Origin of the sequence: Streptomyces sp. NPDC088252, assembly GCF_044740965.1 — a bacterium.
GTDB lineage: Bacteria > Actinomycetota > Actinomycetes > Streptomycetales > Streptomycetaceae > Streptomyces.
The window spans coordinates 294,909-307,821 of the sequence record NZ_JBIURS010000008.1 but is presented as its reverse complement, the minus strand read 5'-3'; the positions used below and the strand labels follow the sequence as shown (position 1 = coordinate 307,821).

At 69.6% G+C, this 12,913-nt stretch carries 11 protein-coding genes; 7 read left to right on the top strand and 4 right to left on the bottom strand.

The genetic code is table 11. The features are described from left to right. Window positions 1-303 precede the first annotated feature (303 nt). Entirely contained in the window at window positions 304-933 is a 630-nt protein-coding gene (locus tag ACIOHC_RS19230) for a ScbR family autoregulator-binding transcription factor (RefSeq protein WP_365689889.1), read from the top strand. Window positions 934-1,190: 257 nt separating this feature from the next. On the opposite strand, the gene ACIOHC_RS19225 is transcribed toward ACIOHC_RS19230, so the two are convergent. Next, window positions 1,191-1,691: a nucleoside deaminase gene (locus tag ACIOHC_RS19225; RefSeq protein ID WP_351087303.1), complete on the bottom strand. Its 501-nt coding sequence runs from the start codon at window positions 1,689-1,691 to the stop codon at window positions 1,191-1,193. Between the two features lie 615 nt (window positions 1,692-2,306). On the opposite strand from ACIOHC_RS19225, the gene ACIOHC_RS19220 reads away from it, so the two are divergent. Together ACIOHC_RS19220 and ACIOHC_RS19215 are read left to right on the top strand one after the other, a co-directional pair. Beyond that, window positions 2,307-2,825: a transglycosylase SLT domain-containing protein gene (locus ACIOHC_RS19220; protein ID WP_401843273.1), complete on the top strand. Its 519-nt coding sequence runs from the start codon at window positions 2,307-2,309 to the stop codon at window positions 2,823-2,825. 392 nt (window positions 2,826-3,217) lie between these two features. Beyond that, complete coding sequence (locus tag ACIOHC_RS19215) at window positions 3,218-5,293, top strand: SpoIIE family protein phosphatase (RefSeq protein ID WP_401843271.1); 2,076 nt, start codon at window positions 3,218-3,220, stop codon at window positions 5,291-5,293. Window positions 5,294-5,857: 564 nt separating this feature from the next. Here the strand turns inward: ACIOHC_RS19215 and ACIOHC_RS19210 are convergent. Both ACIOHC_RS19210 and ACIOHC_RS19205 read right to left on the bottom strand, forming a co-directional pair. Continuing rightward, a complete protein-coding gene (locus ACIOHC_RS19210; RefSeq protein ID WP_365692909.1) occupies window positions 5,858-6,553 on the bottom strand; it encodes an MFS transporter in 696 nt (231 codons plus the stop codon). 244 nt (window positions 6,554-6,797) lie between these two features. Next, window positions 6,798-7,496, bottom strand: a complete 699-nt coding sequence (locus ACIOHC_RS19205) for an SDR family NAD(P)-dependent oxidoreductase (protein WP_351082261.1) — start codon at window positions 7,494-7,496, stop codon at window positions 6,798-6,800. Between the two features lie 105 nt (window positions 7,497-7,601). Here ACIOHC_RS19205 and ACIOHC_RS19200 point away from each other — a divergent pair, with 105 nt between their 5' ends. The 3 genes from ACIOHC_RS19200 (at window position 7,602) to ACIOHC_RS19190 (ending at window position 9,912) form a co-directional block, all read left to right on the top strand. Beyond that, window positions 7,602-8,480 carry a helix-turn-helix transcriptional regulator gene (locus tag ACIOHC_RS19200; RefSeq protein WP_351082259.1) on the top strand — a complete coding sequence of 293 codons (879 nt, stop codon included), beginning with the start codon at window positions 7,602-7,604 and terminating at the stop codon, window positions 8,478-8,480. 222 nt (window positions 8,481-8,702) lie between these two features. After that, the gene (locus ACIOHC_RS19195) at window positions 8,703-9,047 is read left to right on the top strand and encodes a hypothetical protein (RefSeq protein WP_365692907.1); all 345 of its coding nucleotides are present in this window, start codon (window positions 8,703-8,705) and stop codon (window positions 9,045-9,047) included. 31 nt (window positions 9,048-9,078) lie between these two features. Then, window positions 9,079-9,912 carry a transposase family protein gene (locus tag ACIOHC_RS19190; RefSeq protein ID WP_401843269.1) on the top strand — a complete coding sequence of 278 codons (834 nt, stop codon included), beginning with the start codon at window positions 9,079-9,081 and terminating at the stop codon, window positions 9,910-9,912. Between the two features lie 710 nt (window positions 9,913-10,622). Here the strand turns inward: ACIOHC_RS19190 and ACIOHC_RS19185 are convergent. Continuing rightward, entirely contained in the window at window positions 10,623-11,063 is a 441-nt protein-coding gene (locus ACIOHC_RS19185) for a hypothetical protein (RefSeq protein WP_365692903.1), read from the bottom strand. Between the two features lie 364 nt (window positions 11,064-11,427). Here ACIOHC_RS19185 and ACIOHC_RS19180 point away from each other — a divergent pair, with 364 nt between their 5' ends. Next, window positions 11,428-12,882 (top strand): glyceraldehyde-3-phosphate dehydrogenase, encoded by a 1,455-nt coding sequence (locus ACIOHC_RS19180; RefSeq protein ID WP_351082251.1) that lies wholly within the window; start codon window positions 11,428-11,430, stop codon window positions 12,880-12,882. Window positions 12,883-12,913 lie beyond the last annotated feature (31 nt).

Sequence of the window (12,913 nt, the reverse complement as noted above, 5' to 3'; positions counted from 1 at the left end):
GATCGCGGAGTGGACGCGAGGCGCGGCGAGGCCGGCGGGGGCTATACGGCACCCCAAAAATGCGGACAATTCGCTTGTTATTTGCGCAGCTCGGCTTAATTGCCCTCTATGGGCTCATGTAGTGGCGGAGCGGTGCAGAAATGGGCCCGCGCGGGAGGGCGGACTTCCCCGATGTCACTCACATGTACGCACGGTCGAAGAATAATAAGAATTCCGCGACCGACGGTGTGGGGCCGTGAGTGCGCGGGTGTGGCACTCCCTTGCGTCGCATGAACGGCGCACATTATCGAAGGTGGAACATACGTGCAGGACAGGGCGCGAGCTACCCGGAGGTCCCTGTTGGAAGCCGCGGCGCAGCTCTTTCTCGAACAGGGGTATGTGGGCACCAGTATCAATGACATAAGCGGCCGTTCGGGGAAGACCAGCGGAGCCATCTACTTCCACTACTCCAGCAAGGAGAAGCTCGCCCTCGCCGTCGTTCGTGAACAGTTCGCCGCATGGCCGCAGTTGGCCGGGCATTACGCGGCCCCGGAAGTCCCGCCGCTGGAGAAGCTCGTCACCCTGAGCTTCGAAGTCGCCAGAGCTCTGCGCGAGGACGTCATAGCCCGCGCCGGTGCCCGACTGTGGGCCGAACGCCACAGCATCGACGCGGCTGTGCCCGCACCCTTCGCCACCTGGACCGCGGCCGTCACAAGGCTGCTCGCCGATGCCCGCGTCAAGGGGGAACTCGCCGAGGGCGTCGAGCCGTCGAGCACTGCCACGACACTCGTGTGCGCCTTCTTCGGCCTGTACAGCCTCACCGACGAGGTGGCGGGGGAGCGGGTGCTCGCGGCCCGGCTGCACCAGTGGTGGCTTCTCGTTCTGCACGCGCTGCAGGCGCGCCCCGACCCTGCCGCCCTGATCGCACGGGCGCGGGCGCGCTGCCCCGAGTGACGGCGAACGGCGCTTCCGCGCGTTCCTCGGCCGCTGCCGACAGTCCGTATGTCGCCGACGCGGAGAGGGGCGGTCGGATGTCCGTGTGCTCGACGGCGTCGACGGCGACCGTGTGCCGCCTCCACCCGCCCGGGTGCGGGCCGGGCCGCGTCCCCGATCGGTCGCGGCCCGCGCCGCCTGCCTCGTCGGCCGGGACCCGTCCGGAGAGCCGGTTCCGGACGAGGCGCGACCCCGCGTCGACAGGGCTCGTGAACACGTCACCCGAGCGACATCAGGTGGAAGGTCCGGTGCATTTCTCGCAGACGTCGGGCCAGGGCGGGTACGGGCCCCTGGACCACGAGGCCCGGCACCACGTCGGAGGCCGCCAGGGAACGCACCGGCGACGACAGCACGCCCAGCTCGGTCAGCCACTGGGCCAACTGGGTCGCGGAATGGGCGTAGACGATGCGGCCGAGGCCGACCCAGCCGTGTGCCGCCGAGCACATGGGGCAGTGCTCACCGGAGGTGAAGACGGTGGCCCCGGCCCGCCGGGGCGCCGTGAGGTGTTCGGCGGCCCAACGCGCGAGTTCGAACTCCGGGTGGCGTGTGCTGTCGCCGAGGCTGTTCACGCGATTGCGGTCCTCGGCGAGGATCTGACCTTCGGCGCTCACCAGAACGGAGCCGAAAGGTGCGTCCCCGGCCCGCAGCGCCTCGGCCGCCAGCCCCACGGCTCGCTCCAGGTGCTGGTGTTCCGCACCGGTCAGTTCAACAGTTGACACGACTTGCTCCTCTCGCGTGCGCGGGATCAGGCCCACGCGGCCGTGGGACTCACCGTGTCAGGCCCTGACCTGCGGCGTCCAAGAGATGTGAGCCATCGCGGCGATCGCCGGCGTCCATGGACCCGTGACAAGGGATTTTGTACGGGCGCGCCGGACATTGGTGCGCCGCTGCGCCCGAGAGGCGAGGGGCGCCGTGGACGTGCCCGTCCGGCCTGGTCCGCAGGAGGGGGAAATGTCCCGCTCGTCTGCCTCCGCTCGGGTGCTGCCGGGGCTCCGCAGGGGCCCGGTTCCGGCCCGCTGAATGTGATGCCACCCATAGGAGCCGCGTCACATCCTAGAGCGATTAGTAGAAGCGGAGCTCTTGGAACAGCAACGAAAAGCCTCAAAATGGTTAATTTTGGACATTGCTCCTAATTCGGGTAGTACGTCACATTCTTGCGTCGGGTTCGGTCGGGCGTTAACCATGGCTGTCGTTGCGGGAGACCGCGACCGGGCCGGGCGGATCGCGTCGGACCGGATCGCACCGGCCCGCACGGCGGGGCTCCGCTCCGCAGGCCGCCGTGATCGAGACGGCGGGCACCACGTGACGTCCCCGCATTGGAGAGTTCCTTCCGTATGACCACGCACACGCAGTCCCGCACCTCCCGTATCGCCCGTATCCGTACCCTGTCCGTCGCCGGTATCGCTTCCCTGGGTGCCGCGGCGGCCGCCCTCACCCTGACGTCCACCTCCGCCCAGGCCGCCGAGGTGAAGTCGGTGGGCGCCTCCGTGGCCAAGGTCTCGGCGGCCGACGGCAAGAGCGGCCAGGGGTACGGCAACAACCTCGACGGCTGGATCAAGCAGTCGCTGGCCATCATGAAGGCCAAGGGCATCCCGGGGAGTTACGAGGGGCTGCACCGCAACATCATGCGCGAGTCGGGCGGCAACCCGAACGCCCAGAACAACTGGGACGTCAACGCCCGCAACGGTGTGCCGTCCAAGGGTCTGCTCCAGGTGATCCAGCCGACGTTCAGCGCGTACCACGTCGACGGCACCGCGCACGACCTCACCAACCCCGTCGCCAACATCACCGCGGCCGCCAACTACGCCGCCCACCGCTACGGTTCGATCGACAACGTCAACTCGGCCTACTGAGCGGCGAACTCCACACCCGCCGCGTGAGCCGGGACCGGCACGGCAGCACCGAAGCTGCCCGTGCCGGTCCTTCGGCATGCCACGCGGGCGACCGGAAGCCCGAGGCACGGGCCGTGCGGACGAACCCGCCCGACCCCGTGGGGCATCCGGGCCGTCGCGGGACCGGATGCGTTCAGACGCGGGTCCGGTGTCCCGCCGCGGAGGGCTGTGCGCGATCACGACCCGGACGGGGTGCGGTGCGTCGGCGGTCGTCCCGGGGGACTATGGAAGCACCAGGGAGACACGGGGAACCATCCCGGCGCCGCAGCCGCAGCCGCAGCCGCAGCCGCAGCCGCAGCCTCGGGCCCGGCGCCGGTGGTGCGTCGCGCCGGCAGGTGGAAGGAGCGCCCGGGATGAGCGGAGCGGGAACCTTCGATGCCGACAACGATTCGTCCGGCCCGCGGCTGGAGCGGCCCAGCGGCGTACTGGACGCTCTCGGCGTGGCCGTGGTGGTGCTGGACGCCTCCGGGCGGATCGTGTTGTGGGGCCCGCAGTCCGAGGAGCTGTTCGGCTATTCCGCGCAAGAAGCGCTGGGCCGGAGGGCGGCGCCGCTTCTGGTCCATGAGCGGTACAGGGACCTGGTGGTCGGCAAGTGCGAGCGGATGCTGGAGACCGGCCGCGGCTGGGCCGCCGTCTTCCCCGCACGGCACAAGGACGGCAGTACACGGTTGGTGGAACTCCACGGCGCCCGGCCGACGACGGAGCAGGGAGACCTTCACGCTCTGGCCATCGCCACGGACGCCACGAAGCTGCGTGAGGTGGAGCGGGACGTCGCGCTGTCCACGCAACTGATCGCCCAGTCACCGATCGGCCTGGAGGTCCTCGACACCGATCTGCGCTATGTGGCCGTCAATCCCGCGATGGAGCGCATGCACGGCATGTCCGCCGAGGACCACATCGGCCGGGGATTCCGCGAGGTCCTGCCCTCGGTCAGCGTCGACGCGTCCGAGGCGGCGGTCAGGGAAGTTCTGGAGACCGGACTCCCGCAGGTCGACAGGTACACCATCGGCCGCACTCCGGCCGATCCCGACAACGACCATGCCTGGTCCGTCTCCGTCTACCGGCTGGAGGGCCCCGACGGTCAGGTGCTGGGTGTCGCCACATCAGTGGTGGAAGTCACCGATCGGTACGGTGCGATCAAGGAGGCGGCCCAGGCCCGGCAGCGTCTGGCCCTGATCGCCGAGGGCTCGGCCCGCATCGGTACCACCTTGGACATGCGGCAGACAGCCCGCGAACTGGCCGATGTCGTGGTGCCCGAGCTCGCCGATGTCGTGGTCGTGGACGTACTGGACTCCGCGCTGGGCGATCGTCGGCCCGCGAATCCCGTCGGCGGCCCGGCGCTCTTCCGTACCCTCGCGGTCAAGGCCGCCGGCCTCACCGAGGCGGCCCGCGCCGCCGGTGCGGCCGGCCAGCCGGTCAGCTACGGCGCCGACCGGCTGCCCACCCAATGCGTACGGACCGGGCACCCCGTCCTGGTGAGTCAGGTGGAGGAGTGGGACCTGGCACGCATCGCCCGTGACGCCGGTGCCGCCGCCGTCCTGGCCAGTGCCGGTATCCACTCGTATCTCGCGATACCGCTGGCCGCCCAGGAGGGGGCGTTCGGTGTGCTGGGTCTCATGCGCGGTCGTAATCCGCTGCCCTTCGACGCGGAAGACGTCACCCTGGCCGGTGAACTGGCCGGTCGGACCGCGGTGTCCCTGGACAACGCGCGCCTCTACCAGAGCGTGCGCAACACGGCGGTGACGCTCCAGCGCAGTCTGCTCCCGCGGCCGGTGCCGCCGCCGGGCCTGGAGATCGCCACCCGCTACCAACCCGCCGGGACATCCACCGAGGTCGGTGGAGACTGGTTCGACGTCATCCCCCTCGCCGAGGACAGGACGGCGTTCGTGGTGGGCGACGTGATGGGCAGCGGCATCGACGCGGCTGCCGCGATGGGTCGTCTGCGTACCGCCACCGCCACTCTGGCCGACCTGGGCCTCCCGCCGGATCGGGTGCTGCAACACCTCGACAAGATCACCGCCGGCCTGGAGCCCCCCATCGCCACCTGCATCTACGCCGAATACGACCCGCACAACGACTCGTGCTGCATCGCTGCGGCAGGGCACCTGCCCCCTGCCCTGACACCCGCCGGCGACCATCCCGAACTGCTCGACCTGCCCTCCGGCGCACCTCTCGGGGTCGGCGGCGTCCCCTTCGAAGCGGCCACCGTGCCGCTGCGTCCCGGTGATCAACTGGTGCTCTACACCGACGGCCTGGTCGAAACGCGCCGCGACGCCATCGACGCGCGCCTCGACCTCCTGCTGCGCGTGCTCGATGGCGCCGACGGCTCCCTGGAGGAGACCTGCGACCGGCTCCTGGACGCGTTGCGTGATCCGGACGACCACGACGACGTGGCGGTACTCATCGCCCGGCCCGGACCATGTCCGTGATCCGCGGAGGAGGAGTGCCCCTCGCACGGCTCCGCGCCGCCTCGGGCCGGACGACCGCCCTCCACCGCTACGGCCTACGGCCCGAGGACCCCACGCTCGGCGACGGCTCTGCGCAACCGGGAAGCGTGGGCCATCGGTCGAGGAAGGCCACGTGGTGCTCGTCCTCGAAGACCGTCTCGTGCGGGTAGTCGGGGTGCCCGGCGAGAAATGCGCGGATGAAGCACGGCCCACCACGCGTTCGTTCGACGTACGACCGGAGATTCACGGCTTCGCGGTCCATCGGCATCGGAGCCCCTCTCCATGGAATGCATCAGTGAGCCTCCGCCAACTTGAAGACGCAGGTCAAAGGGCTGGCGTGACGGTCGCCCCAGGTTCTCGCGCTGGTCGGAGGCGGCAGTCTCCGGAGTAGATCGTCTGTCAGCGGTTGACTTCAAGATTCGCCATGACGAGCAGGGCGCGCAGGAGGTGGGTGGCGCGGGTGGCCTCCGTGCTCACTCGCAAGTCAAGCGCGTCGCATAGTAGTTCCGGTCAGGAACCCGAGCCGCCGCAGCATTCATCCTTCCGTCATCCCGACGGCCGCACCTTCCTCGGCGACGCTCTCCTGGCCCTTCTGCTTGAGTACAAACGCGGCGACGAGGGCAGCGACCACCAAGAAAGCGGCGGAGATGTGGAACGCCGACTGGTGCCCGTGGACCTGAGCAGCGAGTGCTGCCGCACGGCCGTTTTGTCCCGGCGCCAGCGTCGAAGGACGTCGCAACCGACGTGGACACGCCGGTCAGGATCGCCAGCCCCAGTCGCTCCGACCGCGCCCCCCGCGGAGGCCACGATGCCCCAGGCCGAGAGCGCGACGTTACTCCGATGCCCTTCGGCGTAGGAGACGAGCACGATCGACAGCGCCGACGGTGTGAGCAGCGCACCCGCGAGACCTTGGACCGCGCGAGCGGCGATGAGCATGCCGTCCGAGACGGCGAGGCCGGTCACCAGCGAAGCAAGCCCGAAGAGGACCACGGCGATGATGAACCACCGCTTGCGTCCGAACAGGTCGGCGAGGCGTCCGCCGGGCAGCAGGAAACCGCCGAATACCGGTGTGTATGCAGTGACGACCCACTGGAGGTTCTCTGGGCTGAGGCCGAAGGAACTCTGGATCGAGGGCAGCGCGACGTTCACGATCGTCGTATCGAGGATCACGATGAACTGCGCGAGCGCGACCAGGACGAGGACCCCCCATCCGCCCATCCGGCGCGTTGCAGTCGAAGACATCGGTATTGACTCGGAAGGGCTGGGCCGTATCCGGCCGGGTGTGGGGCGGCTGACGGGTCTGCGGGCCCATGCCGGCGGTCAGCAGCCAGGTGAAGCTTGCTGCCCGCCTCTGGAGCAGTGAAGGAGAGCGGATTTCTGCCGGAGATTCCGCCGACGCCAGTAGCAGCGGCAGTTCTCCCGCCCAACCGGTCTCGATGTGCTGCCCGTTCTGTTCTTCAGGGCCGGTGACCCGGCACCGCCGGTGTCAGGACCAGGCGATCTCGCCATGGCGGTCGATGAAGCGTCCGGTGCCGGCGCCGGGCTCCTCGGTGGCGAGGGCGACGATCGCGTCCGTGCCCTCGGTGAGGGTCTGGGAGCCGCTGTGACCGTTTATGTCGGTCGCGGTGTAGCCGGGGTCGGCGGCGTTGACGCGAATGCCCTTGAGCCCCTTGGCGTACTGCGTGGTCAACATCGTCAGCGCCGCCTTCGAGGAGGCGTACAGCGGCGCGACGACGTGCGACTCGGACCGGCCGGGGTCGTGGGTGAAGGCGAGGGAGCCCATGCCGCTGCTGACGTTGATGATCACGGGGTCGTCCGAGCGGCGCAGCAGCGGCAGGAACGCGGTGGTGGTGCGGACGACGCCGATGACGTTGACGTCGAGGACGGCGCGGGCGTCCGCGGCGGTGAAGTCGCCGGGATCACCGAAGGGTCCCTGTACCCCCGCGTTGTTGATCAGGACGTCGATCCTGCCCTCGTGCTCGGCGACGTCCGCGGCGGCGGCGGCCACGGACGCGTCGTCGGTCACGTCGACGGGGACGAAGCGTGCGCCCAGCGCGGCGGCTGCCTCCGCACCCCGCTCACGGTCGCGGGCTCCCAGGAGAACGGTGTGACCGCACGCGATGAGGCGGCGGGCGGTCTCGCGGCCGATGCCCTTGTTGGCTCCGGTGATGAAAGTGATCGTCATGCCTTCGATGGTTGCCTGGACGAGGGAGCTGGACCAGGGACGCTTCGACGGTGGGAAGACCAGTACCACCCTTGCGCCCCCGCATGTGATCGGGGATGCAGGAGGATGAAGAGCATGACGACGACACCCCCCGGGGCTGGACTGGGCGCGGCGATCCGCACATGGCGGAACCGGCTGCCCCCGTCGGCCGCCGGGCTGCCGGTCGTCCGCAAGCGCCGGGCTGTCGGGCTGCGGCGCGAGGAACTGGCCGACCTGGCCGGAGTGTCGGTCGACTACGTCGTGCGCCTGGAGCAGGGGCGCGCCACGACACCCTCGGCGTCGGTGGTGGCGTCCCTGGCGCGCGCCCTCCAGCTGTCCACCGCCGAGCGGGACCACCTCTACCGCCTGGCCCAGATCGTGCCGCCGGCGGACGGCGCGATCTGCGACCATCTCCCGCCCGGTATGCAACGAGTGCTCGTCCGCCTCGGAGACGCGCCGGTTGCCGTGTTCGCGGCGGACTGGCAACTGGTGTGGTGGAACCACGGGTGGGCCGCCCTGCTGGGCGACCCCTTGGCCTCGCCGCCGCGGATGCGCAACTTCGCCCGCGACAGGTTCCCGGTGGGCGCCGATCACACCCCCCTCGCGCTGTGGCCGGTCACCGATACGGACCCCGACACCGCCGACGCCGCCCTCGTCTCCGACCTGCGCCGCGCCACCGGCCGCTTCCCCCGGGACAGTCGCCTGGCCGCGCTGGTCCGCGACCTGAACGCAGGCAACGAGAGGTTTGCCGAGTTGTGGGCGAAGGGAGAGGTGACCGCGAACCGCGAGGTCCGCAAGACGGTCGACCACCCGTCGGTGGGCCCGGTCACGGTGGACTGCGATGTCCTGACCGACGGCGACACCGAGCTCAAGATCGTCATCATGACCGCCGCGCCGGGCAGCGAGGACGAGACCAAACTCCAGCTCACCACCGTCGTCGGCCCACCGGCCGGCACGCGCAACTGATCCGCCCCGCGCGTCGGCCGACCGGCGGCTCACGGTCCCCTGTCAATCGCTTCGCGTCGTGGGGAACCTTTCAAGCGGCCAACTCCACGGAGGGGGTCGGCAGTGGGGCACGGCGCGACGAGACGCCCTTGGCCAATCGCCGGACCCGTCGAACACGGCCTGAACCTCGTCAGCTCGCCGATTCTTGCCCGCTGCGGCTGGGCGCCCTTCTACGATCCGGTCATGGATCCCGAACTACTGGAACGGATCACCGCGCGGCGCGCGGAACTGGACGAACCCGAAGAACAGCTGGCCAAGCAGCTAGCGGAGGTACGGGCCGAGCGGAATGAACTCGCCGTCGCCGAACGCGTCCTTGAACGGGTGAGCGAACAGCTTGCCGACGAACGGGCCTCGGTCACGCCGGCGCCCGGGCAGGTGGGCGGACGAGCGGTGATGCTGATCCCGCACCGCACGTCAGGGTGGTCGGACTCGTCGATCGCGGCTGGCTGCGCAAACTACCCGACGGCCGGTTCACCACCTGCCTGTGACCAGGCACGCCAGGCCCGGAGCGATGGGGTGCGGGCGTAACCGGAGTGCCCCCGGCGGCCGTTGGAACTGTGTGACGAGAACCAAAGAACGCGCCGAGGACACTTGCCCGCTTGATTACAAGTGCCGTCTGCCGCTGCCCACGCGCACCGTCAACCACCTCGCCGATCTACTGCGACGCCATGTGAAGGCGATACGGTCCATGTGGCGGATCCTGCCGCCCGGGAGGATCACGGTAATCGTCCTGGCCGTGCTGCGCCACGACCAGCGCCTGGCCGACATGGCCGGCGGCAACAACGTGTCCGAGTCCACCGTCCGCCGCTGGCGCGACGAGCTGATCACCCTCCTCGCCGCGCAGGCTCCGCGCCTGGACCGCGCCCTGAAGAAGATCGCCAAGCAGGGCGGGGAGGTAGTCCTGATCGACGGCACTCTCATCCCCACCCTGCGCCGCACAGGAAAAGCCGACCGACGAAACTACTCTGGTAAACACCGCCATCACGGCCTGCACTTCCTCGCCCTGGCCGACGAACGCGGCCGCCTGATCCGGATATCCGCCGCCCGGCCCGGCCGCACCCACGACAACACCGCCGCCCGCCACGACCACATTCTGGCCCACCTGCGCGCCGCCGGTCTCGGGGCGCTGGCGGACCTCGGTTTCCGCGGCCTGGACAACGACGTACGCGACCCCGTGATCGTCACCGGCTTCACAGCCACCCGCGCTCACAAGCTCACCCCCGGCCAGAAGACCGCCAACCGGGTCCTCGCCACCGGACGCGCACCAGCCGAACAAGGATTCACCCACCTCAAGAACTGGCGGACCCTCACCAAGTTCCGCACCGATCCCGCCCGCGCCCCCCGCCTCCTGCGCGCCCTGTTCGTGTTGACGAACCTCGAAGTCAACCGCTGACGGATGATCTACTCCGCAGACTGTCGCCCACGACCAGCGTGAGCACCGTGAACTGGTCACACCAGCTCTTTGACGTGCGATTTCAAGTTGGCGGAGGCTCAGTGTGCCGCATCCCCTGGACGGGAAGGTACGCGCACGACCCGCCGTCCGTGGCGGCCGCGAGGCCCGCAGGCGGGGAGCAGGGCCGAAGCGGATCCCGTCGTGGCCACGGGAGATGATGCCCGCGGCGCCGATACTCGGTCGGCGCCGCGGGCGCGTTGATGGCTGACTGCATGTCAGCTCGCTCCTGTGCGGGTACACGGAGCACGGGTGACGTTCGAGCCCACCGGGCGGGATCCGGCCGCCCCCGGCCTCAGCGGAGCAGTGCCAGCAGCCGACGCTGCACGCCGGACAACAGTCCCGCCGCCCGACGCGGGGAGGGCGGGAGATCCGGCCGTGCCGGAGCGGGGTTCGGAGCGGGGTGACCCGGTTGACGTTCCGGCGTCGTGAAGGGATGTGAGCCGTCCGGCGTCAACGGAGCCGGGGAAGCAGGGGTGGGACGGCGGGCCGCTTCGGCACGTACCAGTGCGCTCACGGCCGCGAAGGCGTCTGCGGGCATGTCGGATCTCCTGCGGGGTCACGTGACGTGGGGGTTGACGACGGCAGGCCGCACCTCGCGTACCACTCGCGGCGGAGCGCGGCAGGTACGAGAGGGTTACGGCCGGAGTCGGTCAGCAGCGCAGTACGAGACCTGTCGGAGTACCGGTCGGGCCCGCCCGGTCGACGGGCTCGGGCACGCATCCATGACGCCCGGTCACCGGGGGCACACCGCCGAAACCGGAATCGGGTGCCACCGCGGTGGCCGCGGAAGCGGTATGACGCGGCTTGCAGGGCGAAGCTGTGCCCGACCGCCACCCGTGGCCCTCGCTGTGACCACCGGAGGTCGCTGCGAAGGGCAGTTCCGCCGAGGCCGATCCGACGGCGGCGGCAGCGGTGCCGATCGTCGGCACCGCGTGAAGGACGGGGGCGCCGTGCACGTGACCGGACCGGGAGTCGGGCGCCGGGACGGAGGTGAACACTCCGTGCATCAGCATCACCAACGCGATCAGCGCGGCCGTACACACGGCGCGACGTACCGCCCGCTGTTGTGTACCGCCGGTGATGGGCGTCATGTGGAGCCTCCTGTGATGCCTGGTACAGGGGAACATCCACGAGGAGGCTGTGGCGGCCCGGTCCCTCCGCACGAGTGACAGGTTCACCCGTGTCACCCAGTTGTCGAACGCCTGCTCGTTCCGCTGCGTCGCGCGTACCAGCCCCACGCATCATCCGGAGGGAGAGCCGCGTGGGCGGAACGCGACTGTCCGGGCCGCCCTCCGGTGGGCGCCGACACGACGTTCTGCTTGCGTGCTCACTCGCTCTCGGCCCTGGGGCGGACGTGAGGCCCGGTCGCCGCATTCCGATCGAGCGGCACCGTTTGAATGATCGAAGTGCCAGGGGGTTACCATATGAGCGCCGCCTAGCTCGAAAGATAAATCTGTGACTGTCAACGAGGACTCGTTCACCAGCTGGAAGAACCGCGAGGAGATCGCGGAGTCGATGATCCCCATCATTGGGAAACTGCACCGGGAGCGGGATGTCACGGTCCTGCTCCACAGCCGCTCCTTGGTGAACAAGTCGGTGGTCAGCATCCTCAAGACCCACCGATTCGCCCGCCAGATCGCCGGCGAGGAGCTCTCGGTCACCGAGACGCTGCCCTTCCTGCAGGCTCTCACCACGCTGGATCTCGGCCCTTCCCAGATCGACATCGGGATGCTCGCCGCGACGTTCAAGTCCGATGACCGCGGTCTCTCGGTCGAGGAGTTCACCGCCGAGGCCGTCGCCGGTGCCACGGGTGCCAACAAGATCGAGCGCCGCGAGGGACGCGATGTCGTCCTGTACGGCTTCGGCCGCATCGGCCGCCTCGTCGCCCGGCTGCTCATCGAGAAGTCCGGCTCCGGCAACGGTCTGCGGCTGCGTGCCATCGTCGTCCGAGGGGGCGGCGGCCGGGCCGTCGAGGACCTCGTCAAGCGCGCCTCGCTGCTGCGCCGCGACTCCATCCACGGCCAGTTCCAGGGCACGATCACCGTCGACGAGGCGAACAGCACGATCGTCGCCAACGGCAACGAGATCAAGGTGATCTACGCCAACGACCCGTCGGAGGTCGACTACACGGCGTACGGCATCAAGGACGCCATCCTCATCGACAACACCGGCAAGTGGCGCGACCGCGAGGGCCTGTCGAACCACCTGCGCCCCGGGATCGAGAAGGTCGTCCTGACCGCGCCGGGCAAGGGTGACGTCCCCAACATCGTGCACGGCGTCAACCACGAGACGATCAAGCCGGACGAGCAGATCCTGTCCTGCGCCTCCTGCACCACCAACGCCATCGTCCCGCCGCTGAAGGCGATGGCGGACGAGTACGGCGTGCTGCGCGGCCACGTGGAAACCGTCCATTCGTTCACCAACGACCAGAACCTGCTGGACAATTACCACAAGGCCGACCGGCGTGGCCGCTCCGCGCCGCTCAACATGGTCATCACCGAGACCGGTGCCGCCTCCGCCGTCGCCAAGGCTCTGCCCGACCTCAAGGCGCCGATCACCGGCAGCTCGATCCGCGTCCCGGTGCCGGACGTCTCGATCGCGATCCTCAGCCTGCGGCTCGGCCGTGAGGCCGATCGCGAGGAGGTCCTCGACTACCTCCGCAACGTGTCGCTGACATCGCCGCTCAAGCGGCAGATCGACTTCACCACCGCCCCGGACGCGGTGTCGAGCGACTTCATCGGCTCGCGCCACGCGTCGATCGTCGACGCGGGCGCCACCAAGGTCGAGGGCGACAACGCGATCCTCTACCTGTGGTACGACAACGAGTTCGGCTACTCCTGCCAGGTCATCCGCGTCGTCCAGCACGTCTCCGGGGTGGAGTACCCGACCTACCCGGCCCCGGCGGTCTGATCCCGGCGCCTCGACGTACGCGCACGCCCAT

Excerpts from the sequence above, each read along its gene's own strand:
- ACIOHC_RS19185 (WP_365692903.1), bottom strand. The coding sequence starts at position 11,063 with ATGACGCCCATCACCGGCGGTACACAACAGCGGGCGGTACGTCGCGCC.
- ACIOHC_RS19210 (WP_365692909.1), bottom strand. The coding sequence starts at position 6,553 with ATGTCTTCGACTGCAACGCGCCGGATGGGCGGATGGGGGGTCCTCGTC.
- ACIOHC_RS19195 (WP_365692907.1), top strand. The coding sequence starts at position 8,703 with ATGGATCCCGAACTACTGGAACGGATCACCGCGCGGCGCGCGGAACTG.
- ACIOHC_RS19205 (WP_351082261.1), bottom strand. The coding sequence starts at position 7,496 with ATGACGATCACTTTCATCACCGGAGCCAACAAGGGCATCGGCCGCGAG.
- ACIOHC_RS19200 (WP_351082259.1), top strand. The coding sequence starts at position 7,602 with ATGAAGAGCATGACGACGACACCCCCCGGGGCTGGACTGGGCGCGGCG.
- ACIOHC_RS19220 (WP_401843273.1), top strand. The coding sequence starts at position 2,307 with ATGACCACGCACACGCAGTCCCGCACCTCCCGTATCGCCCGTATCCGT.
- ACIOHC_RS19215 (WP_401843271.1), top strand. The coding sequence starts at position 3,218 with ATGAGCGGAGCGGGAACCTTCGATGCCGACAACGATTCGTCCGGCCCG.